Here is a 20,944-nt window from a genome sequence, read left to right as displayed (position 1 = left end):
TTCGCAGGGCCACATGGCAACCTATGAGCGATGCGCCGACATAATCATCCAGCTCATGACCCTCTTCGGCATGTGCGCCGGCGGCGTGGCTATCTGGGTTAACAAGGGCAGGGACATCGAGGAGCTTCAGAACTGGAAGGCGGGGCACGAACTCTTGCACAAAGAGCGCTTGGTCGAGGTCAAGGCGATCGAGGCCCGCAACGAGGAGCGATTTCGATCGCTCGAAAGTGAGGTCCGGAAGATCGACAACCTTTCCTACCGGTTGACGGTGACCGAGCAGACGTCTTCGTCGACGGCCGGCGCGATCAAAGACCTTCAGGGTCTGTTGAGCCAGCAGGCCGGCGACCTGAAGGTGATCAAGGAGATTTTGCAGCGGGTCGAGGGCGGGCAGCTGCGCAGGTGAAACGAGAAGTAGAAGATTGAAGGGGGCCGAAACCAAACCTAGACTTCTTCCAGTGATTCTCAAGACAGGGGTTTTCGATGAAAGTCAGGCGCGTTGAGTTGCAGGAGCATCCAGGCGTTGGGAACTTGAGCGTCTCCTTTTTGGCTGATGACGATACCCCCTTTGAAGTCGTTGTGATCGCGGGCGGAAACGGGTCCGGAAAATCTACGCTTCTAGAAGCGATACATGCGTGCATGCAGGGCCAGTTGGGGCACCAGATCGGGATTATTCGCCTGGAACTAGAGTTATCCGAGGTTGAGCGCCAGCGTTTGATTGCCACAGGCGCTTTCGAGAACAGGGCCCCGGACCTCGCAAACAGGATTTTCCTTTCATACAACTCCATGGTGAATGGAAACTGGTTCGAATCTTTTCGCATTAGTGGAATAGACCGGAACGGGGCTGGGTACGACACCGGCATCGCAATGTACCAAATGCCTGTACAGGCGGTCTTCCGCGCGATGTTCAATGAGGCCGGTGTGGACTACAAATCTGGGGCTCCTGGCTCGGTAACGGCCCTGTCTTTGGATGCAAACGGCGACAAGAGTAGCAGAAGCGAAAACATCGCCCAGCAAATGTCACAGCTATTAGTCGACGTTCGGGCGGCGGATGCTGAGGAAGTATTGACGTGGACGCAGCAAAATAGGGGGAAGGCGATTCCGGACGAATTCGTGGATCGCAGGATGGGGCGTTTTATCGCCGCCTTTGCAGCTATGTGGCCAAACAAGCGCTTCAAAGGTATCCGGCGCGAGGGCGGTTCCATGTATGTCGAGTTCGTCGAGTTTGGGCGGACCAGCACTATTAACCAATTGAGTACTGGTGAAAAGCAAATAGCATTTCGTGGTGGCTACTTGCTAAAAGATCGAGATCGGCTGACCGATGCAATCATAATGATTGACGAGCCGGAACTGAGCCTTCATCCAGAGTGGCAATCGCGTATCGTTAGCTTCTACCGTGAAATTACCCAGCAGCCTGATGGTACCCATCCGCAGATTATCATTGCGACTCATTCACCCTTCATCGTCCACGGTGCGCCTGGCGCTAAAATAATCGTTTTGGAGAAGGACGCAGCAACTGGCACCGTCTCCGTTTCTCCAGAGCCCAGATATCCAATCTCCGTGGAGTCGAGGGCGGTTGAGGCCTTCAGCCTAGAGCGGTTCATAGCGGCAACGCAACATCAGACGCTTGTTATGACCGAAGGCGAGTCCGATGCGATAATCCTCGCAACGGCTTGGAGGAAATTGAGGCCGGAGCACCCCATACGCTTTGAAATTCGTTCTGCTCTCGGCGTTAACAACCTAACGAACACTCTCAACGACAGCGAATTGAGCAGCAAGCTCGGCGCCCGTAAGCTCGTCGGTCTGTTCGATTTCGATGGTGATGGTTACAACCGATGGAACGGTGTTTGGAACAAGACTGGAGTAGTTAGTCGAGATGAGGCGGCAGGGCTTACGAAGAAACATCCCCAACTGCCAGCATGGGCGGTTTTGCTGCCCGTTCCAAATTTCAGGAACGCCGATGCTAGTCGATCGCTAGGGCCTCGATCATTAATGCCGATCGAGTCGTTGTTCGAAGACGTCAATTTGCCTGCCGCAATGCGGGCCGACATCGTTGTCGCGGGGGGCGGTCGAATCCCGCAGATCCGAAATCGAGACAAGATGGATTTCGCCCGGCTCACCAACACTTTGACAGCGGAGAGCTTTGCAGCGTTCGAGCCATTGATGCAGATACTAGAGGACGTTTTGGCCTGATGAGACTCCACACGGACGCGTGGCTCGGCGGCGGTCGGACGGACTACGCGAATTAATGCGTGGTCGCGTCCGTCCACCCGCGTCGGCGCGCCTCTTCTTCGATTTGAAGCCAGATCGCTTCTCCCGGCTGCGCCCCATGGGGGGATAAATAATTGGCCTCGTCGTGGGCGCGACGAGGCCGGGGCGCACTTAATACAACGCATCACATGGGGACAGTTGTGAAGCTTGTTCCTGATGCCGATCGGAGAGAGAGGCGATCAGGACGAAGGGTAAACGCTCGGAACTTGAAATCGTTCCTAGCCAACCAATAAAGCGGCGCTCTACCAACCGGGTGCGCAGTCAGCACGATGGAGATTGCTTGTTCCGGATCGCCCGAGCTCGGCAGGGCTCCAGAAACTCCCCTCGCCATATGCCGAATTTCCGTTCGCGTGCGCTCGCCTGGGCATCAGCGTAGGCACCATCGCTGTAGCGCGGCCAATCGACCGCGTATCCATTGGCAACGAGCCAGTTATTGACGTTGGCGCCGTCGGCGCGAAAGCACACGCCGACCATGCGCCCATACCGATCGCGCTCGACGAACGTGCATCGGGCTGGTCTTGAGGCTGAGAGAAACCGGTCGAGGGCCTCGCCGGCCTCGCGCCCGCATCGGTATGTGGCACCGTCGCCGTCCGCACAGCGCTGCCAGCTCTCCGGCGCATCCACGCCGTGAAGTCGAATCCGCTCGCCGTTGATTTCGAGTGTGTCGCCATCGATGACTGATGCGCGGCCGACGATCGAGCTGTCGGCGCTGGCTATGGATGCGGCTAACAGCCCGCCGGCTACCGCTGCCATCCATTTGCTTTGCATTCTTCTCACCGCTTCAATTTCCCGACTTTGATCGCATTGCCGTCGTTGTTCCTGCACGTCCTGCAGCGCATGCGCCGTTCCAGTGCCATGATCGACTGAGTTTTGCCGAAACGTTGAGCGAGTTCGTGCCGGTCTATCCGGCGCACGCGCCCGCAGCGTTTGCACTGGCAGAACAGGTCATACCACTCCGGAAGATTGGCGAAGGTGATTTCCTCAGGTCTCCCGGCCGGCGCCGCGCTATTGCCGGCCGGGGCCGTCGGGAGGCTAGTGGTTCCGTGGGTAAGGTGTGGGCGTAGTGTAGCCTGCAGCGATCACGGAATTGGTTTTCTGTTTTCGTGCACCCGTTCGCGCGGGCGAGCCGGGGCAGAAGTCCCGGCATCGACTGGTCGCCGATGCGATCGAAAAGCGCTTTTGCGTCGTACTGCTTCTTGAGCCCGCATTCGCACTCGATCTGCACCTTGAAGACGAGTTCAGACAGCCACCAGGCGTCACCTCTAGGCATTGACCTTCTTCCATTCTGGGCGATGCTCGAAACAATACCAGTTCGGCGCTGCCTTCCCGGTGGCGTAGCCGAAGCCTCCCCACTTCTTGCAGCCAGGATGCTCGCAGAGGTGAACCCAAGGACCATCGGCTGATCTCTTCGAGGCGCCCAGTTCGTCGCTCATGCTTCGTCCACTCGTCGCCCAAGGCTCGGCCGCCAGCCGCGGGCAAAGCCTATGCTCATCGAGCCTTCGGCCAGGGCAAGTTGCGCGCGCAGGTGCCGGCAGTCGTCCAGCAGTGTACGGATCGTGGCGTCCTTGTCGCCCGCGTGCCAAGCAACGGCGGCCGCGGCCTCATCTATGGGCTGGCTGTCGTCCTCGAGCTCGATTTGCAATTGGGGGGCGGACATAGCTTCTCCTTCTCCAGTTGGCACCGGAGTTTTTCATTCGTCGGTTTTCGGGTTGGCGGCCGCATCGCCGTGGAATGTTCTTATAATGTTCTCATTGCCGTTGGGAGTCAACGACGAGAAATAGGGAGGCGATCAATGAACTGGGGAAGGCTTTGGCTTGCGAATGACCATACCGTGTCAGAGCGCTTGGAACACTGTGCACGGATTTTGCACGCCCTCGGGTGTGCAATTCATGCTTTGTTCTGTGCATTCATGTCGTTTCATGCAGAAACGCGAACTGGCGCACTCGCCTTAACGTATTGATTTCTTGAGAGAAAACTGGTGCTGCTAGAGAGATTTGAACTCTCGGCCTCTCCCTTACCAAGGGAGTGCTCTACCCCTGAGCTATAGCAGCATCTGGCGGCCGGTTCGTGTGTCAGCCGCATCAAGCGAGGGGGCTATTGCCATAGCTGAGCGGGGAGTGCAAGCAGGTTTTCGAAGTTTTTCGTGAAGAGCTGTGAGAAAAGTCGCTGGCGCTTCCGAAGACCCTGGTTTTGCGCTATGGCATGGGCATGCAAACAGACGACGAAGAAAGCGGCAAGGCCGTGTCCACGCCTGACGAGCGGCAGGCGGACGGCAAGGTGCGCCAGAAAAAGATAAAGGATACGACCGAGGCGGACCTGAAAAAGGCGCGTCTTGCCAGGAACTTGCGCGACAACCTCATGCGCCGCAAGCAGCAGATGCGGGCGCGCCGATCCGGCGCTGCTGATGAAGTCAGCGGTCTTCCTGCCGCAAAAACGGACGAATCCCAAGATTAGTACGGGCAGGAAGCGGTATCAGCCGCTTCGTTTTCAATTTGCCGGCGGCATGGCCATCGGCCGTTCGAATGCACAGGTCCGTAAATCGGGACCGATCGCGGGGGAAAGCTGTGCAACGACCTAAATATTACAGCGCCAGGCGTCTGAATGGATGCGCGGCGTTCAAGGTACTTCTAATTTCGCGGCGTCTCCACTAAAGAGGCGCCTTCAGACAACATCGGATTATTTTGGAAAGGCGGGCCAAGCCCGTTCGAGAGGCCTCATGGATCGCATCAGGATTGTAGGCGGCAACAAGCTCAATGGCGTCATCCCGATTTCGGGCGCCAAGAATGCGGCCCTGCCGCTGATGATTGCGTCGCTTCTGACCGACGACACGCTGACGCTCGAAAACGTGCCGCACCTGGCCGACGTCGAGCAGCTGATCCGCATCCTCGGCAATCATGGCGCGGATATCTCCGTCAACGGCCGCCGCGAACGCCAGGGCGAGAGCTACGCCCGCACCATCCACTTCACCTGCCGCAACATCGTCGATACGACCGCCCCTTACGAGCTGGTCTCGAAGATGCGTGCGAGCTTCTGGGTGATCGGCCCGCTGCTTGCCCGTGAAGGCAAGGCGCGGGTTTCGCTGCCGGGCGGCTGCGCCATCGGCACGCGTCCGGTTGATCTTTTCATCGAGGGCCTCAAGGCGCTTTCCGCCAACATCGAGATCGATGGCGGCTACGTCAACGCGACGGCGCCCGCCGGCGGCCTGATCGGCGCGCGCTACACCTTCCCGAAAGTGTCGGTCGGCGCCACTCACGTGCTGATGATGGCAGCGACCCTTGCCAACGGCACCACGGTGCTCGGCAACGCCGCGCGCGAGCCTGAAGTCGTCGACCTTGCCAACTGCCTCAACGCCATGGGCGCCAAGATCACCGGCCAGGGCACCTCGACGATCACCATCGAGGGCGTGCGCTCGCTCTCCGGCGCGCGCCACCGCGTCCTGCCGGATCGCATCGAGACCGGCACCTATGCCATGGCCGTTGCCATGACCGGCGGCGACGTCATCCTCGAAGACACCGACATGGCCCTGCTCGACACGGCTCTCGAAGCGATCCGCCGCGCTGGCGCCGAGATCACCGAGACCAACAGCGGCATTCGCATCGTGCGCAATGGCGCCGGCATCAAGCCGGTGGATATCGTCACCGATCCCTTCCCGGGCTTCCCGACCGACCTGCAGGCGCAGTTCATGGGTCTGATGACGATGGCGAAGGGCACCTCGCACATCACCGAGACGATCTTCGAGAACCGCTTCATGCACGTGCAGGAGCTCGCACGTCTCGGCGCCAAGATCTCGCTCTCGGGCCAGACGGCCAAGATCGAGGGCGTCAGCCGCCTGAAGGGTGCGCCAGTTATGGCGACCGACCTTCGCGCCTCCGTCTCGCTCGTCATCGCCGGCCTTGCCGCCGAAGGCGAAACCATGGTCTCGCGCGTCTACCACCTCGACCGCGGCTTCGAACGGCTCGAAGAGAAGCTCACCCGTTGCGGCGCGCACGTGGAGCGCGTCAGCGACTGATTTCTTCGGTTGCGCCTGATACCGTTGCGGTTTCAGGCGCAACATCCTATGTCCATTTCAATTGTGGCACGGCAAGATGTGCGGCGAAACGAAAGGAATGGATGGCATGACCGGATTGAAGCTGCTGGCGCTCGACGAGGAGGATCTCGCTGTCGTCTCCGCCCACGTCCAGGATGCCGTGTTCAAGGTTTCGGGCCTGGAATACGACGCGCGCCGCAAGCAGTTTTCGCTCATCGTCAACCGCTTCGTCTGGGAAACGGCCGATGGCAAGCGCCGCTCCTTCGAGCGCCGGCGGGCGCTTCTCCTCTTCAAGCGGGTGAATGCGGTCCGCTCCGTCGGCTTCGACCGGCGTGATGGCGAAGCGGTGCTCGATCTGCTGACGCTGAAGTTCACGGTGGAGGGCGAGGGGCCGGAAGGCACGCTCGAGCTGGTTCTGGCTGGCGACGCCTCGATCGCGCTTGACGTCGAATGCATCGAAACGCAGCTTGCGGATACCGGCGGGGCGTGGGAAACCGCTTTCAAGCCCAAGCACCCCGAAGGCGCTTGACGCTGATCGATCCGCCCACATTGGCATGTGACACTGGCATACGAGGACGTCCCCTTTGGCAATCAGGCTCAATTTTCTCGACGGTGACTTCGAACAAAAGTTCGCGTCATTCCTGACGACCAAGCGTGAGGTGTCCGAGGACGTCAATGCGGTGGTCAAGGCGATCATCGACGACGTACGGCTGCACGGCGATGCGGCGCTTGCCGAATACTCCAAGCGTTTCGATGGCGTCGATTTCCAGACGACGCCGATGGCGGTCAGCGCCGCCGAGATCGATGCGGCGATCCAGGCGGTCGAGCCGGAGGTTCTCGGCGCGCTTAAGGTCGCCGCCACCCGTATCGAGGCGCACCACGCGCGCCAGCGTCCGAAGGACGATATCTACGAAGACGCCATGGGCGTCGGCCTCGGCTCGCGCTGGACGGCGGTCGATGCCGTCGGCCTCTATGTGCCAGGCGGCACAGCCAGCTATCCGAGCTCGGTGCTGATGAACGCGCTGCCGGCGAAAGTGGCGGGCGTTCCCCGCATTGTCATGGTGGTGCCGGCAATGGGCGGTGCGATCAATCCGGCAGTATTGGCTGCGGCACGGCTTGCCGGCGTCGAGGAAATCTATCGCATCGGCGGCGCGCAGGCCGTAGCCGCCCTTGCCTATGGCACCGAGACGATTGCGCCGGTCGCCAAGATCGTCGGCCCAGGCAATGCCTATGTGGCTGCGGCCAAGCGCCAGGTTTTCGGCACGGTCGGTATCGACATGATCGCCGGCCCCTCCGAAGTGCTGGTCATTGCCGACAAGCACAACGATCCGGACTGGATCGCCGCTGATTTGCTCGCCCAGGCCGAGCACGATGTCGGCGCCCAGTCGATCCTGATCACCGACGATGCGGAATTCGGCCAGGCGGTCGAGAACGCGGTCGAGCGGCAATTGAAGACGCTGCCGCGCGCCGAAACGGCGTCGGCAAGCTGGCGCGATTTCGGCGCCGTCATCCTCGTGCCCGATCTTGCAGAGGCCGTGCCGCTCGCGAACCGTATTGCCGCCGAGCATCTCGAGCTGGCGCTTACCGACCCGGGCCCGATGGTCGCCAAGATCCGCAATGCCGGCGCGATTTTCGTTGGCCGCCATACGCCCGAGGTCATCGGCGACTATGTCGGCGGGTCGAACCACGTGCTGCCGACCGCCCGCTCGGCGCGCTTCTCCTCCGGCCTCGGCGTGCTCGATTATATGAAGCGCACCTCGATCCTGCGGCTTGACGCCGAACAGTTGCGGATCCTCGGGCCGGCGGCGATCGTTCTTGCCAAATCCGAAGGCCTTGAGGCCCATGCGCGCTCAGTCGCCATTCGCCTCAATCTCGGTGATGCTGGATGAAGGCGGACCGCAACCAGCGTCTCTGCGATGTCGTTCTGGACGAGACCATCGGCCGCTCGACCCCTGACGTGGAGCATGAGCGCGCGGTTGCGATCTTCGATTTGCTCGAAGAAAACCTGTTCGAGCCGGCCGGCCATCCCGGCGGCCCCTACAAGCTCAATCTCTCGCTCGTCGATGCGAAGCTGGTCTTCGCGATTTCGACCGAGAAAGGCGACGATGTCGCCACCCATATCCTGTCGCTGACGCCGTTCCGCCGGATCGTGAAGGACTACTTCATGATCTGCGAGAGCTACTACGAAGCGATCCGCTCGGCGACGCCGAGCCAGATCGAGGCGATCGACATGGGGCGTCGTGGCATCCATAACGAAGGTTCGCAGACGCTGATGGATCGCCTCTCCGGCAAGATCCGGCTGGATTTCGACACCGCCCGCCGCCTGTTCACGCTCGTCTGCGTGCTCTACTGGCGCGGGTGAGGGCGGCGACCGGCATGGCGGGAACCGAGGCTCAGCGCTTGAAAATGCCCCGCTCGGTCCTCTTCATGTGCGGCATGAACGCCATCCGCTCGCCGATGGCCGAAGCACTCGCCAAGGCGGCGCTGCCGGCCGGAACCTATGTGGCCTCAGCGGGCGTGCGGCATGGTGAGCGTGATCCCTTCGTCGACGTGGTCATGGCAGAAGTGGGCCTGAGCCTCGGTCGCCATCAGCCACATACCTTGGACGAATTGGAGGACGACTACTTCGACCTTATCGTCACGCTGGCGCCGGAAGCCCATCACAAGGCGCTTGAATTGACACGGTCCATGGCCGTCGACGTGGTCTACTGGCCGACGCCGGATCCGACGGTGGCCGCCGGCACGCGCGAGCAGATCGTCGATGCCTATCGCGCCGTGCGCGATCACCTGTCGACGCTGATCAACCATCGGTTGGTCGGTTCGAAGAATTCGGAAGACGTCTGAGGCTTTGCCGACAATCCGCGGCGGTTTCCAGCCCAAGACGTTTCCATGCCCGCTTAAATCCCGATCGATTTAAGACTAGAGACATGGAGCGGTACGAAGTGCTATAGCGGCTTCGCGCTTCTGATCCGACGCGCGGCACAGTAGCCCGTCACAAAAGCGCAAAAGCCGGTCTTAGATGGTTCACAAATCCTCGTCGATTGTGTAGTTTCCGGCGAATTTTTCGGGATACCTGACGGTTCCCTAAACAAAGATAGAAAGAACAGTCCTACATGGCGAAAGAAGAAGTCCTTGAATTTCCGGGCGTGGTCACCGAATTGCTTCCGAATGCGACCTTCCGCGTGAAGCTCGAAAACGAGCATGAGATTATCGCTCACACGGCTGGCCGTATGCGCAAGAACCGCATTCGCGTGCTTGCCGGCGATAAGGTTCTCGTTGAAATGACCCCGTACGACCTTACCAAGGGTCGTATCACCTACCGCTTCAAGTAAGCCGCTCCGGCTCTTAGCAATTCCTGGAGCATTTCCGCTTCTTCTTCGAATCGCGAAAACGCTCTAACCTTTGGTTGGATTGCAATTCCGTAAACCGCCTATCGCATTTTGCTGGAATTGCTCTGGAGTGACGGCTCGTTCCGATGACAGTGGCCAAGAAACTGATACTTGCGTCCGGTTCGCCGCGTCGCGTCGAGCTTCTGGCGCAGGCCGGCATCGAGCCCGCGCGCCTGATGCCGATGGATCTCGATGAGACGCCGAAGCGTGCCGAACATCCGCGTTCGCTCGCACGGCGCCTGTCGGCCGAAAAGGCGCGGGCGGCGCTTGCTGCGGTGAAGGGCGAGGCCGGCTGGGACGGAAGCTACATCCTGGCGGCCGATACGGTCGTCTGTGTTGGCCGCCGCATCCTGCCGAAGCCGGAACTTGTCAGCGAGGCCTCGAGCGCGCTGCATCTTCTTTCCGGCCGCAGCCATCGCGTCTATACCGGCGTCTGCCTGATCACTCCGGACAAGACCGTGCGCCAGAAGGTCGTCGACACCAAGGTGCGCTTCAAGCGTCTGTCCGGCTTCGATATCGAGAGCTACCTTGCGTCGGGCCAATGGCGCGGCAAGGCGGGCGGCTACGGCATCCAGGGCATCGCCGGCAGCTTCGTCGTCAAGCTCGTCGGCTCCTACAGCAACGTCGTCGGCCTGCCGCTCTACGAAACCGTCAGCCTGCTTGTCGGCGAAGGCTACGACGTGCACAATCGTTGGCTGGAAGGCTGAACGAGTGACCGACGAAACGAAGAAAAGCGGTTCGAACGTCGCGCCCCTGCGCGCGCCGCGCCCGTGCCCGGAATGTGGCCGGCCGTCGCACCGCGAACACTACCCCTTCTGCTCCGATCGCTGCCGCAACGTCGATCTCAACCGCTGGCTCTCCGGCTCCTACGCTATTCCGGTCGCCGACGACGAGGCGAAGGCTGACGACGGCGACGACCGCTAAGGCGTGCCGCTACGGCCGGACCCGCCGGTCCGGCTTTCCTTCGCCACATCCTCTTTGCCACGGACGACGCCTTGAAGATCCTCGCGCGCCACCGCGTGCGCACGATCATCTTTTTCAGCTTGCAACGATCGCTTTCCACGAAAAATGGACGAGGGAGAGGATGCGATCTCTCTGAAACTCCTGGCTTTTTCGGTCATTCAATTGTCCACAGGATTTCGGTCAAAAAACTTTCATTTGGCGCTGGACACCGCCGAACAAGATGCTATAACCCCGCTCGTTCCCGGGGCACACACAAGCGCCCCGATGGTTCCGAAAGGAGCCAATGCCCGAAACGGCAGGATGCCCGGATAGCTCAGTTGGTAGAGCAGCGGATTGAAAATCCGCGTGTCGGTGGTTCAAATCCGCCTCCGGGCACCATTTCTATGGGTTGCCAGCCATTGCATTAGACCAGACCAAACGCCACTGCGTATGACGCCGTAGCGTTCATCGAATTCGACGCACTCCCAAAAGTTAACGGAACTTTTCGCCTTCAACGATCGCGAGGCGCGGATGGCATTTCGTCAGCCGCGTTTTAGCTGAAGTACTATTTGCTCGTACTCCGCACGAAGTGACGTGTACTGGCTTTCCAACTCGCCAATTTTGGATCGCCGGTCGAGGGCGCCGACCTTTTCAATAGCGACGTGTTCAAAATAAATGGCGGGCGCGAGTGAGGAATTTGCAGTGAGCAATTCAGAGGTAGAAACAACCCTACTGAACTCGCGTTCCGACCGACGCGCTTTGTAGACGTCTATAATGTGATCGACTGTTGTTTCATTCAAAACCGCTTTCGCGCCTTTGCGATATCCCGATTCGCGTGCGTCAATGAAAAGTGTGCTCGGATGAGCGTTGGGCCCACTTGGCTTAGCCAATACCAAAATTGAGGTCTCAATGGCTGTTATCGGGGCAAAAAGCCGAGGTGGCAATCCGATAACAGCGCTTACAGCTTCTCGTTCGATCAGCGCTTCTCTGATTCGCCGATCAGCCCCCCCTCTAGTGAGAAAGCCGTTGGGGACGATGAGCGCTGCTGTTCCTTTCGAGGAAAGGCTCTCGTATGCCATTGCGACATAAGCGGATTCGCTGGCCACTCGGGCGGACTCTCGTCCTGAAAGAGGCTTTCCGGATAAGAGTTCTGATTGGCGGATCAGCGGAGGCAGATCCGCCACCTGCATCTGAACACCGAACGGTGGGTTCGTAAGTATGATGTCGAAGCCTTGCTTCTCTACATTGAGCGGATGATTTCTGGGACGGAGGACTTGTTCTAGTTCAATTGTTGCGTTTCCGGCGCCTTGGGCCGCTAATCTGATGGTTGCCCAGGAATATGAGTATCCGTTGCCCTCTTTTCCGATCAAGCTGGAGTGCTCAGCGCCGAACCGTTTCAAGGCAGCGGATAACAGGGTACCAGTACCGCAAGCCGGGTCTAGTACGCGGACGTCTCGCCCTTCAAATAGTGAGGTTATCAGATGGGCCACCGATGGTGGCGTCTCTTGGAAGGTCGATAGCGTTAGATTTTCGAATTGGTTTGGGAACCAATTCTTGAACTCGGCGTCGAGGCTAATTCCTTCCGCAAGGGAGAGCCATTTTGCGACAATTGCTGGGCTGAAGGCTTGTATGTGAGATAGCAGGTATCGGCTAAAAGGGCGTTCATTCCAGCCCATGCTGAATTCGACGTCTCTGGCAAGCCTTAAGATGTCATCGGAAGTCGATAGCTCGCATTTGCCGGAATCGATACCAAGTCGCTGGTCAAAGAAAAGCAGACCCAAAAGTGCGAGAGGAGTATTTGGATCCCGGTGCCCTGAGACGCGGCCTAGATCTTGCATCTCTTTGAAAAGTCTATCCAAGGTCGACATCCTCTTCATTCCTGCGCATTTGCGATATGCATATGGTCAGCCAAGATAGACAGCGCTTCGTCGCGCCGAAGTTCGGCGAGCGTGACAGCTATCTGGAAAAGCTCATCCGCTGCACGAACTAGGCGAACCAACGCTTGCTGTTTGTCTAGGGGCGGAACGGCGAGCGACAGGCTTTCGAGATCGCTGATTGTTAGCGCCGGCTGGGCTGTGTTTGATACTCTGCTGAGTAGAAGTGCCTGTGTTTCGGCTTGGCGTAGAAATGCACATAGCAGTTCCGGCTTCACAAGTGGTGATTTCCCTGTTCGAACAATTATGAAGTTAGCGCTTGCGACGGATCCCACGTGCGTTGGTCCGACTACTGCACACTTCAAGAGTGTTCCTCGCGCGCTTACGAGTACATCGCCGTGCCTCAGCTCTTGCCGCCCTAACTTATTTTTTGGAATCCTAAAATTACCTAATTTGTCCCGGTCTGCGAGGACGCCATTATTTAGGTCCTTGACGTGGATCACCGGAGTTTGCGTTGTGCCCGTCTCGTCGGTCGCGAATTTACTCAAGTTAAGACCCATAAACATGGACTCAGTGAGTTCACGGAATTGGCGAACTGTTCCAGTTTCATCGAATGGTGTCATCACGGCTCGCTATGGAGTATTTTTCCTACTTCTATTGAAATTACAGCAGCGGGCGGTTATCTTCAAGCCATAAAGCATGCCCTCTACCTTTGCGGAGGGCGCGGGTGCGTATGGAGGCAGGCTTGAAGGCAATTGACATCAACCGCATCGCGCTTGTCCTAGGCGCTGTCGCGATTGTTGCTATCGCGGCGTCGGCTAACTATCGCGTCGAGATTAGCGCAACTCGACTCACGTTTGAAAAGAACACAGTCACCTCTGAGCCGCATTTGGCGCCGTAGCTTGAAGGTTCAAGGCTCCGAATACGCAGCGCCAGGCTCTACGGTCGCCGCAAAAACGTCCACTCCTGCACCAGCATCTCGCGAAACCTGATCGCCGCCGGCGATAGCCTGCCGCCGCGGCGCTCCACCAGGCCGATCGTGCGGCTGACGGTGGGGGCGGTGAGCGGCACGGTGGCGATGACCGGGTGTTCGACCTGGGGTGTTGCCAGCCGCGGCATCACCGAGATGCCGAGGCCCGCCTCGACGAGGCCGAGCGAGGTCGAGAGGTGGTTGACCTCATAGAACCAGTTGAGCTGCACCTGCGCCGTTGTCAGCGCCCGGTCGAGCACGGCGCGGTTGCCACTGGTCTTGCTCACCCCGATCAGCGGGTGGCCGGTCAGATCCGCCCAGGTCAGTTGTTTCGACGTCGCAAGCGGATGGTCGCGGCGGCAGGCGAGCACGAAGGGGTCGTCGACGAGTGGCGTGAAGCTGAGATCGGGGCGCGCAGCACCTGTTATGTTGATGCCGAATTCCACTTCGCCGTTGGCGACCGCATCGAGCCCTTCATTGGCCGAGAGATCGAGGATGCGGAAGCGGATGCCCGGGAACTTGTCGTTGAAGGACTGCACAACCCTGGGGAGAAAGTAGAAGGCCGCGGTCGGGACCGAGGCGATTGTGACCTGGGCGCGGTGTCGCCCGCCGAGATCGCTGATCGAGAGGATCGATTCCTCGAATTCGTCCACCAGTCGCCGCACCAGCGGCAGAAGCTCGCGCCCGACCTGCGTCGGCGCCACGTGCCGGGTCGTGCGTTCGATCAGCTGCGCGCCGACGGAGGCTTCAAAACCCTTGATCCGCCGTGAAAGCGCAGGTTGTGAAAGATTGAGCTGACGGGCAGCTTCGTTGAACGAGCCGAGGTCGAGGACGGCGAGAAAAGCCTTGAGGTCGAGGAATTCGAAATTATTGCGCATATCGGAATAATTACGTCATTCTTTGCATTTCACAACAGATTTGATCCGTGAGATCCCTCCGATCAGCCGGTTGCGGCCGGTGCGAAGGAGCATGCGGAATGGATGACTTGATCAGGATACCCTGCGTGATGATGCGCGGCGGAACGTCGAAGGGACCGTTTTTTCTGTCTCGCGATCTTCCGGCTGATCCGGTCGAGCGCGACCGCATGCTGCTTGAAATCATGGGGTCGGGCCACCCGCTGCAGATCGATGGCATCGGTGGCGGCAACTCGCTGACGAGCAAGGTCGCGATTGTCGGCCCGTCGAGCCGTCCGGAAGCCGATGTCGATTATCTCTTTGCCCAAGTGAAGGTGCTGGAGCGCAGCGTCGATACGGCGCCGAACTGCGGCAACATGCTCTCGGCCGTCGGTCCCTTCGCCATCGAGGCCGGCCTGGTGTTGCCGACCGGCGACGAAACGGTCATCAAGGTGCACAACGTCAACACCGGCAAGATCATCGACGCCCGCGTCCAGACGCCCGGCGGCGCGATCGCCTATCAGGGCGAGGCCGCCATCGACGGCGTCCCGGGCAAGGCCGCCCCTGTCTATCTGGCCTTTCGCGACGCGATCGGCGCCAAGACCGGCCGGCTCTTGCCGAGCGGCAAGGCGACCGATGTCATTCTCGGCCTCGAAGTGACCCTGCTGGATGGCGCCACGCCGGTGGTGATCCTCACCGCCGAGGATATGGGCTACACCTGCTCGGAGCCGGCTGCGGTTTTCGACGCCGATGCGGATTTCATGGTCCGGCTCGAGCAAATCCGGCGGGAGGCCGGAAGGCTGATGGGGATGGGGGACGTCAGCCAGTCGGTTCTGCCGAAGCCGGTGCTGATCGGTGCGCCCGAAAACGGCGGCGATCTGGCTGTGCGCTATTTCACGCCCGCCAATTGCCACACGGCGCTTGCAACGACCGGGGCGGTGAGCCTCGGCCTGGCGGCAACAATCCCGACGAGTCTGGTGGGGCAGCGGTTTCCGGAGCTCTCGCTGCCGGCGACGCTCGCCTTCGAGCACCCGACCGGCGAGCTCCGGGTGAGGGTCGAGAAGGCCATGGGAGACAATAGCCCGACGGTGTCTGTCATGCGCACCACACGTCGGCTGTTTGAAGGTGCGGCTCTTGTTCGCAAAGACGCTTAGGGTCTTGCCGAGCAACGTGTCGCGAATGCATTAACGAACTGGGAGGAGAACAAAATGCCCATGAAATTTACCCGTCGCGTCGCCCTTGCCCTGTGCGGGGTTGCCATGACCATGTCGGTCGCAGCCCCTGTGATGGCGCAGGATGCCTATCCGTCCAAGCCGATCACGCTGGTGGTTTCCTATGCCGCCGGCGGCGGTACGGATGCCATCGCCCGTGTCTTTGCCGCCCGGCTTGAAAAGGCGCTCGGCGGTCGCGTCATCGTCGAAAACCGCCCGGGTGCTGCCGCCAACCTCGGCACTGAAGTTGCCGCTGCGGCTGATCCCGACGGCTACACCCTGCTGATCGGCAATCAGGGCCCGATGGTCGTCAACCCGCATATCTTCAAGCTGAAGGCCGATCCGGGCACGGACCTCGATCCGATCGCGATGATCGCCGATGCGTCCCTCGTCGTCGTTGTCGGACCGTCGCTCAAGGTCAAGACGCTCGGCGAGCTCGTCGAGGTGGCCAAGTCCGGAGAGCTGGTCTATGGTTCGGCCGGCAATGCCTCGGCCAGCCATCTCGGCGCCCTGCTGCTCGGCCAGACCGCCGGCATCAAGGTCAGGCACGTTCCCTACAAGGGTGCTGGCCCGGCGGTGAACGACCTCGTCGGCGGCCATATCGACTTCATGGTCACCACCATTCCCTCGGCGATCGGGCTGATCGAAAGCGGCACGCTGAAGGCGCTCGCCGTCACCGGCGACAAGCGCTTTGCGAGCCTGCCGGATGTGCCGACCGCCATTGAAGCCGGTGTCCCGGGTTACACTGCCTCTGCCTGGTATGGCCTCGTCGGGCCGAAGGGCATGCCGGCGGACGTGAAGTCGAAGCTCGAAGCGGCGACGACCGAGACGCTCAGCGATGCGGACGTGCTCGACAAGCTGAAGAACGACGGTGCCGTGCCGTCCTCCATGGGCCCCCAGGCCTTTGCCGAGTTCATGGCCAAGGAGCGCGCGCGCTGGGGCGACGTGGTGAAAGCCGCCGACATCAAGGTCGAGTAAGATGCAGGCCACGTCCACGAACACTGAAACCGAGCCCTCTGCGGGAGGGCTCGGCCGGGAGAGGCTTGCCGGCATCGTGCTGGTTGGCTTCGGCGGGCTTGGCCTCTGGGCCGGCTCGGATTTGCCCTTCATGACCTCGGAAGGCGTCGGCTCGGGGCTGATGCCGCGGGTGCTGTCCATCGTCATCCTGGGGCTCGGGCTCCTGCAACTGGTGCTGAGCCGAAAGGATCCGGGGCCGTCGACCGGCCGCTGGGCGATCCGCGAGACGATCCCCGTCATCCTCGGCGTCGTTCTCTTTGCCGTTACGGTGCGTGGCTATCATCTCGGTCCGGTTACCATTCCCAGTCTCGGCCTTTCGATTGCCTGCCCGCTGGCGGTCGTCGCTTCCGGCCTTGCCGCGCGCGATGCGCGCCTTGGCGAACTTCTCGTCTTTGCCGCCGTGCTAACAGCCTTCTGCATCGGCCTCTTTCGCTATGCGCTCGGGCTTTCGGTTCCCGTCGCGCCCTGGCTTCTAGGATACTGAGATGCTGGACGTCTTTATCAACCTCGGCCTCGGCATGACCGTGGCGTTCACCCTGCAGAACATCGCGCTCTGCTTTATCGGCTGTCTCATCGGCACGCTGGTGGGCGTGTTGCCGGGCGTCGGCCCGGTCGCCACCATCGCGATCCTGCTGCCGGTCACCCTGTCGCTCGATCCCACGGGCTCGCTGATCATGCTCGCCGGCATCTATTACGGCGCCCAGTACGGCGGCTCGACCACGGCGATCCTCGTCAACATTCCCGGTGAAGCGACCGCGGTCGTCACCGCCATCGACGGTCACAAGATGGCACAGAAGGGCCAGGCGGGGCTTGCGCTCGGCCTGGCGGCGATCGGTTCCTTCTTTGCCGGCACGGTTGCCACCATCGTGATTGCCGCCCTCGGCGTTCCGATGACGCGCATGGGCCTTCTCTTCGGTCCGACCGAGTATTTCTCGCTGATGATCATGGGTCTCGTCTTCGCCGTCGTGCTGGCGCACGGTTCGCTTCTGAAGGCGGTGTCGATGATCCTCGTCGGCGTGCTGCTCTCCTGCGTCGGCGCCGACATGGAGACGGGCCGCGAGCGCATGACCTTCGGCCTTGAAATGCTCCAGGACGGCATCGAATTCGTCGTGCTGGCCATGGGCATCTTCGGCTTTGGCGAGATCTTCAAGAACCTTGCCGATCCGGAATCCCGCGATGTCGTGCGCAGCCGCATCGGCCGCCTGTGGCCGACGCTGAAGGAACTGAAGGAAAACTTCCCGCCGATCCTGCGCGGCACCTTCCTCGGCTCTGTCCTTGGCGTTCTCCCGGGCAACGGCGCGATCCTCGGCCCCTTTGCCAGCTACGCCGTGGAAAAGCGCATGTCGAAGCGGCCGCAGGACTTCGGCCATGGCGCACCGGCGGCTGTCGCCGGCCCGGAAAGCGCCAACAATGCCGGCGCGCAGACCTCCTTCATCCCGCTTCTCACCGTCGGACTGCCGCCAAACGCGGTGATGGCGCTGATGGTCGGCGCGATGATGATCCAGGGCATCGTGCCCGGACCCCAGGTGATCGAGCGCAATCCGGAACTGTTCTGGGGGCTCATCGCCTCGATGTGGATCGGCAACCTCATGCTGGTCATCATCAACCTGCCGCTGATAGGGCTCTGGGTGAAGCTGCTGCGCGTTCCCTATCGCCTGCTGTTTCCGGCGATCGTCTGCTTCTGCTGCATCGGCCTCTATTCGATCGCCAACGATGCCGCCCAGGTGATGATGGCCGCCCTGTTAGGGATCATCGGCTACGCCCTCTACAAGCTCGAATTCGAGCCTGCGCCGTTGGCGCTCGGCTTCGTGCTCGGCCGTTTGCTCGAGGAGAAGCTGCGCCAGTCACTGATCATCTCCGGCGGCAGCCCGCTGACGTTCCTGCAATCGCCACTGTCGGCCATTCTGCTTGCGATCGCCGTCATGGCGCTCGTGGTCGCCATCTCGCCGTCGATGCGGCGAAACCGCGACGAGGTCTTCAAGGAAGCCTAAGGCTGCTTTGAACCTTGATAAAGGCCACGGGCGTGCCGCGCCCGTGGCTTTCTTGTTTTCGGGTCGGCGGAAGAGGTATCGTCTCTGGTCGATCAAGAACATCGCTCCTCTTCACAAGTGCGCGGAAGCGGCGTAATCTCCAAGGATATTCTTAAGTAGAAATAATTTAAGTATTATATCCTGCGGGGACAAAGGAATGGCTGCGACGGGAGCGCGCGGCGACAGGCGGGAGCAAATTGACGGGCTTCGCGTGATCGCCATGACGGGGGTATTGTACGTCCATTACTGGAACGAGCATCCCACACTTGAATCGGTTCGAGTTTCACTCTTCTTCATCATCAGCGGCTTTCTGATCGGGGTGATCCTGCTGTCGGCAAAAGACACCCAGGCAACGATCAACGTCACCAACTTCTACATTCGCCGATCGCTCCGCCTGCTTCCGGCCCTGTTCCTGATGCTGTTCGTGGCGGCGTTGTTCAACATGGATGGCATACGCAACAGCCTGGTGTGGCACACGTTTCAGATGTCGAGCCTGTATTTCGCCATCACCCAGGACTGGGAGCCCTGGGTTGCCGCACATCTCTGGAGCCTCAACATCGTCGAGCAGTTCTACCTGACCGCTCCGCTGATCATCATCTTCCTGAGCCGGCGGCACATATTCGTGGCCTATGTCCTCATCTTCACGATGTCGGTGATCGCGCGGACCTATAGCGACGAGCTCGGGCTTCTCGCCTGGTCAAACATCGTTCTTGCCTTCGACCCCGTGGCGGCCGGGGCCATCCTCGCGCTGGTCAAGGACAATGTCGACGTGCGGGCGGTGCTGACGAGCAAGCTCAACAACCTCGTATCGGTCGCCATCATCGCGTCGCCGCTCTTCGTCGGTATCAAGTTCGGCCACTCGGAAACCTACAAGTTGCTTTGCATCTACGCGCTGTCGTCGATCGTTCTGAGTTCCTACATCGGATACAAGGGCGTGTCGGCCTATCTGCTTGCAAACCCCGTCACGCGCTTCCTCAGCCGGGTCAGCTACGCCACCTATGTGTACCATATGGCGCTCTGGTGGCTGGTCGCGGAGCAGTGGCCAGCGCTCTACAAGGCAGGGCCGATGACATTCCTCGTCATGAGCACCATCACCGTGATCGTCGCGACGATTTCCTGGCATCTGGTGGAAAAGCACTTCGATGCCCTGAAAGCCCTGTTCCCGGTAACCCAGCCGGTGCCGCTGGCGGCCGAGCGTGCCTGACCCCGGCTATGGGCCGGGCCGGGGCAGGGCCGCAATTTTTGCCAACGACCGGAAGCGCCGACGCAATATTTGCACGTCGAGGCGGGTTTCTTAAGTCCGCGTTAACCACGTATTTGGTTGTATCGCCACAATCACAGCGGCCCATGAAGGGCATTTTTCAATTTTAAGATGTCACTAATATGGTCAGCATTCTCACGAACGCTGGGGCGATTTCTGCGCTCCAGACTCTGCGTACGATCAATTCCGGCATGGCCGAAGTACGCGGGCAACTGAACTCCGGCCTCAGAATTCAGACGGCGGCGGACAACGCCGCCTATTGGTCGATTTCGACAACCATGCGCTCGGACGCCAAGGCCGTGTCCGCGGTTCAGGACGCGCTCGGGCTCGGAGCGGCCAAGGTCGAGACGGCCTATGCGGCGATGGATGCCGTTACCGGTATTCTCAGCGAGTTCAAGGCCAGGCTGGTGACGGCGAGGGAGCCCGGCGTCGACAAGGGCAAGCTTCAAAAGGAGCTCGACCAGCTCAAGCAGCAGATCCTGAGCATCGTGGATTCGGCGAGCTTCAGCGGGCAGAACTGGCTGAGAACCAGCGTCTCCGACATCTATGACAGCGACCTGAATCGCACCTCCGTCGCCTCCTCGTTTTCGCGAGACGCCCGCAACGGCGTGTCGCTGAACACGGCCGACTTTTTCCTGCGGGACTCCTCGCTGTTCAACAGCACCGGCGGCGGCATCCTGCAGGCCGATACGCGGGATCTGAGGACCATCGGCGGGATCCGTTTCATAACGTCGGTCGACGTCGACGGCTATACGACCAACAGCAACTACAACAATCGGATCGGCCAGGCCGGCGAATTCGTGTTCCAGTTCACGGGGCCGCTCAGCTTTTCGAACGCCGGCGACAAGATCACCTTTGATGTCATCGTCGACAAGGACAGCGGCTCCCAGGGCCTGTCGCCGCCGCTACACCCCGGAAAGACAACGCCGGTCACCGTCGACCGCGCGACCGTCGATACGGTGCTCGGTGCAGCCGCCAATGGCGTAATATCCGACTACACGCAGTATGCAGCGGTGCTCGACCATGCGGTCAAGCAGGCCGGGACCGGCGCCACGGTCAAGA

23 protein-coding genes, 2 tRNA genes and 1 pseudogene are annotated in these 20,944 nt (G+C 60.5%); 18 read left to right on the top strand and 8 right to left on the bottom strand.

Annotated elements, in window-relative coordinates; translation table 11 throughout:
- The first annotated feature begins 13 nt into the window (after positions 1–13).
- Both OKW20_RS04240 and OKW20_RS04235 read left to right on the top strand, forming a co-directional pair.
- On the top strand, positions 14–403 hold the full coding sequence (locus OKW20_RS04240; RefSeq protein ID WP_429170357.1) for a hypothetical protein: 390 nt from the start codon (positions 14–16) through the stop codon (positions 401–403).
- Between the two features lie 77 nt (positions 404–480).
- Complete coding sequence (locus OKW20_RS04235; protein WP_429170354.1) at positions 481–2,190, top strand: AAA family ATPase; 1,710 nt, start codon at positions 481–483, stop codon at positions 2,188–2,190.
- Positions 2,191–2,529: 339 nt separating this feature from the next.
- Here OKW20_RS04235 and OKW20_RS04230 read toward each other — a convergent pair whose 3' ends face one another.
- The 4 genes from OKW20_RS04230 to OKW20_RS04215 all read right to left on the bottom strand — a co-directional run bounded on the left by OKW20_RS04230 (position 2,530) and on the right by OKW20_RS04215 (position 4,319).
- A complete protein-coding gene (locus OKW20_RS04230; protein ID WP_429170352.1) occupies positions 2,530–3,036 on the bottom strand; it encodes a thermonuclease family protein in 507 nt (168 codons plus the stop codon).
- Positions 3,037–3,530: 494 nt separating this feature from the next.
- A complete protein-coding gene (locus OKW20_RS04225; protein ID WP_429170350.1) occupies positions 3,531–3,701 on the bottom strand; it encodes a hypothetical protein in 171 nt (56 codons plus the stop codon).
- Positions 3,698–3,925 (bottom strand): hypothetical protein, encoded by a 228-nt coding sequence (locus tag OKW20_RS04220; RefSeq protein ID WP_429170348.1) that lies wholly within the window; start codon positions 3,923–3,925, stop codon positions 3,698–3,700. The genes OKW20_RS04225 and OKW20_RS04220 overlap by 4 nt, the downstream gene beginning before the upstream one ends.
- A 319-nt stretch (positions 3,926–4,244) precedes the next feature.
- Positions 4,245–4,319: transfer RNA gene (locus OKW20_RS04215), tRNA-Thr, on the bottom strand.
- Between the two features lie 151 nt (positions 4,320–4,470).
- Between OKW20_RS04215 and OKW20_RS04210 the strand changes: the two genes are divergently transcribed.
- The 9 genes from OKW20_RS04210 to yacG all read left to right on the top strand — a co-directional run bounded on the left by OKW20_RS04210 (position 4,471) and on the right by yacG (position 10,608).
- Positions 4,471–4,722 carry a hypothetical protein gene (locus OKW20_RS04210; protein WP_210335871.1) on the top strand — a complete coding sequence of 84 codons (252 nt, stop codon included), beginning with the start codon at positions 4,471–4,473 and terminating at the stop codon, positions 4,720–4,722.
- A gap of 262 nt (positions 4,723–4,984) precedes the next feature.
- The gene (murA, locus tag OKW20_RS04205) at positions 4,985–6,277 is read left to right on the top strand and encodes a UDP-N-acetylglucosamine 1-carboxyvinyltransferase (protein WP_429170345.1); all 1,293 of its coding nucleotides are present in this window, start codon (positions 4,985–4,987) and stop codon (positions 6,275–6,277) included.
- 106 nt (positions 6,278–6,383) lie between these two features.
- On the top strand, positions 6,384–6,824 hold the full coding sequence (locus OKW20_RS04200; RefSeq protein ID WP_043613197.1) for a DUF2948 family protein: 441 nt from the start codon (positions 6,384–6,386) through the stop codon (positions 6,822–6,824).
- A gap of 55 nt (positions 6,825–6,879) precedes the next feature.
- Complete coding sequence (hisD, locus tag OKW20_RS04195) at positions 6,880–8,184, top strand: histidinol dehydrogenase (protein WP_429170344.1); 1,305 nt, start codon at positions 6,880–6,882, stop codon at positions 8,182–8,184.
- Complete coding sequence (locus OKW20_RS04190) at positions 8,181–8,657, top strand: UPF0262 family protein (protein ID WP_192447884.1); 477 nt, start codon at positions 8,181–8,183, stop codon at positions 8,655–8,657. The genes hisD and OKW20_RS04190 overlap by 4 nt, the downstream gene beginning before the upstream one ends.
- A 14-nt stretch (positions 8,658–8,671) precedes the next feature.
- Positions 8,672–9,139, top strand: coding sequence for a low molecular weight phosphatase family protein (locus tag OKW20_RS04185; protein WP_429112313.1), 468 nt, complete (start codon positions 8,672–8,674; stop codon positions 9,137–9,139).
- Positions 9,140–9,408: 269 nt separating this feature from the next.
- Positions 9,409–9,627, top strand: coding sequence for a translation initiation factor IF-1 (gene infA / locus OKW20_RS04180; RefSeq protein WP_004435948.1), 219 nt, complete (start codon positions 9,409–9,411; stop codon positions 9,625–9,627).
- A 143-nt stretch (positions 9,628–9,770) separates the two neighbouring features.
- The gene (locus OKW20_RS04175) at positions 9,771–10,391 is read left to right on the top strand and encodes a Maf-like protein (RefSeq protein WP_034797002.1); all 621 of its coding nucleotides are present in this window, start codon (positions 9,771–9,773) and stop codon (positions 10,389–10,391) included.
- 4 nt (positions 10,392–10,395) lie between these two features.
- A complete protein-coding gene (yacG, locus tag OKW20_RS04170) occupies positions 10,396–10,608 on the top strand; it encodes a DNA gyrase inhibitor YacG (protein WP_043613109.1) in 213 nt (70 codons plus the stop codon).
- Here yacG and OKW20_RS04165 read toward each other — a convergent pair.
- Positions 10,605–10,805, bottom strand: a complete 201-nt coding sequence (locus OKW20_RS04165) for a hypothetical protein (RefSeq protein WP_429170340.1) — start codon at positions 10,803–10,805, stop codon at positions 10,605–10,607. The genes yacG and OKW20_RS04165 overlap by 4 nt on opposite strands.
- A 144-nt stretch (positions 10,806–10,949) precedes the next feature.
- Here OKW20_RS04165 and OKW20_RS04160 point away from each other — a divergent pair.
- Positions 10,950–11,025 (top strand) — tRNA-Phe (locus OKW20_RS04160).
- Between the two features lie 143 nt (positions 11,026–11,168).
- Here the strand turns inward: OKW20_RS04160 and OKW20_RS04155 are convergent.
- From OKW20_RS04155 to OKW20_RS04145, 3 genes are all read right to left on the bottom strand, one after another.
- Positions 11,169–12,494, bottom strand: coding sequence for an HsdM family class I SAM-dependent methyltransferase (locus tag OKW20_RS04155; protein WP_429170338.1), 1,326 nt, complete (start codon positions 12,492–12,494; stop codon positions 11,169–11,171).
- A 5-nt stretch (positions 12,495–12,499) separates the two neighbouring features.
- Positions 12,500–13,123 (bottom strand): restriction endonuclease subunit S, encoded by a 624-nt coding sequence (locus OKW20_RS04150; RefSeq protein ID WP_429112326.1) that lies wholly within the window; start codon positions 13,121–13,123, stop codon positions 12,500–12,502.
- Positions 13,124–13,439: 316 nt separating this feature from the next.
- Complete coding sequence (locus OKW20_RS04145) at positions 13,440–14,348, bottom strand: LysR substrate-binding domain-containing protein (protein ID WP_429170335.1); 909 nt, start codon at positions 14,346–14,348, stop codon at positions 13,440–13,442.
- A gap of 98 nt (positions 14,349–14,446) precedes the next feature.
- Between OKW20_RS04145 and OKW20_RS04140 the strand changes: the two genes are divergently transcribed.
- From OKW20_RS04140 to OKW20_RS04115, 6 genes and pseudogenes are all read left to right on the top strand, one after another.
- On the top strand, positions 14,447–15,517 hold the full coding sequence (locus tag OKW20_RS04140; RefSeq protein WP_429170333.1) for a 4-oxalomesaconate tautomerase: 1,071 nt from the start codon (positions 14,447–14,449) through the stop codon (positions 15,515–15,517).
- A 54-nt stretch (positions 15,518–15,571) separates the two neighbouring features.
- The gene (locus OKW20_RS04135; protein ID WP_429170331.1) at positions 15,572–16,552 is read left to right on the top strand and encodes a Bug family tripartite tricarboxylate transporter substrate binding protein; all 981 of its coding nucleotides are present in this window, start codon (positions 15,572–15,574) and stop codon (positions 16,550–16,552) included.
- A gap of 1 nt (position 16,553) precedes the next feature.
- Entirely contained in the window at positions 16,554–17,075 is a 522-nt protein-coding gene (locus OKW20_RS04130; protein ID WP_429170329.1) for a tripartite tricarboxylate transporter TctB family protein, read from the top strand.
- 1 nt (position 17,076) lies between these two features.
- Positions 17,077–18,582 (top strand): tripartite tricarboxylate transporter permease, encoded by a 1,506-nt coding sequence (locus OKW20_RS04125; RefSeq protein WP_429170326.1) that lies wholly within the window; start codon positions 17,077–17,079, stop codon positions 18,580–18,582.
- 196 nt (positions 18,583–18,778) lie between these two features.
- Complete coding sequence (locus tag OKW20_RS04120) at positions 18,779–19,825, top strand: acyltransferase family protein (protein ID WP_043613102.1); 1,047 nt, start codon at positions 18,779–18,781, stop codon at positions 19,823–19,825.
- Between the two features lie 179 nt (positions 19,826–20,004).
- Positions 20,005–20,400, top strand: a pseudogene (locus OKW20_RS04115) (flagellin); the annotation flags it as partial.
- Positions 20,401–20,944 lie beyond the last annotated feature (544 nt).

It is taken from the genome of Ensifer sp. LBL, from assembly GCF_050435225.1.
Classification (GTDB): Bacteria; Pseudomonadota; Alphaproteobacteria; order Rhizobiales; family Rhizobiaceae; genus Ensifer.
Note: the sequence above shows the minus strand (reverse complement) of the source record. Positions and strands in the feature narration are given on the sequence as shown.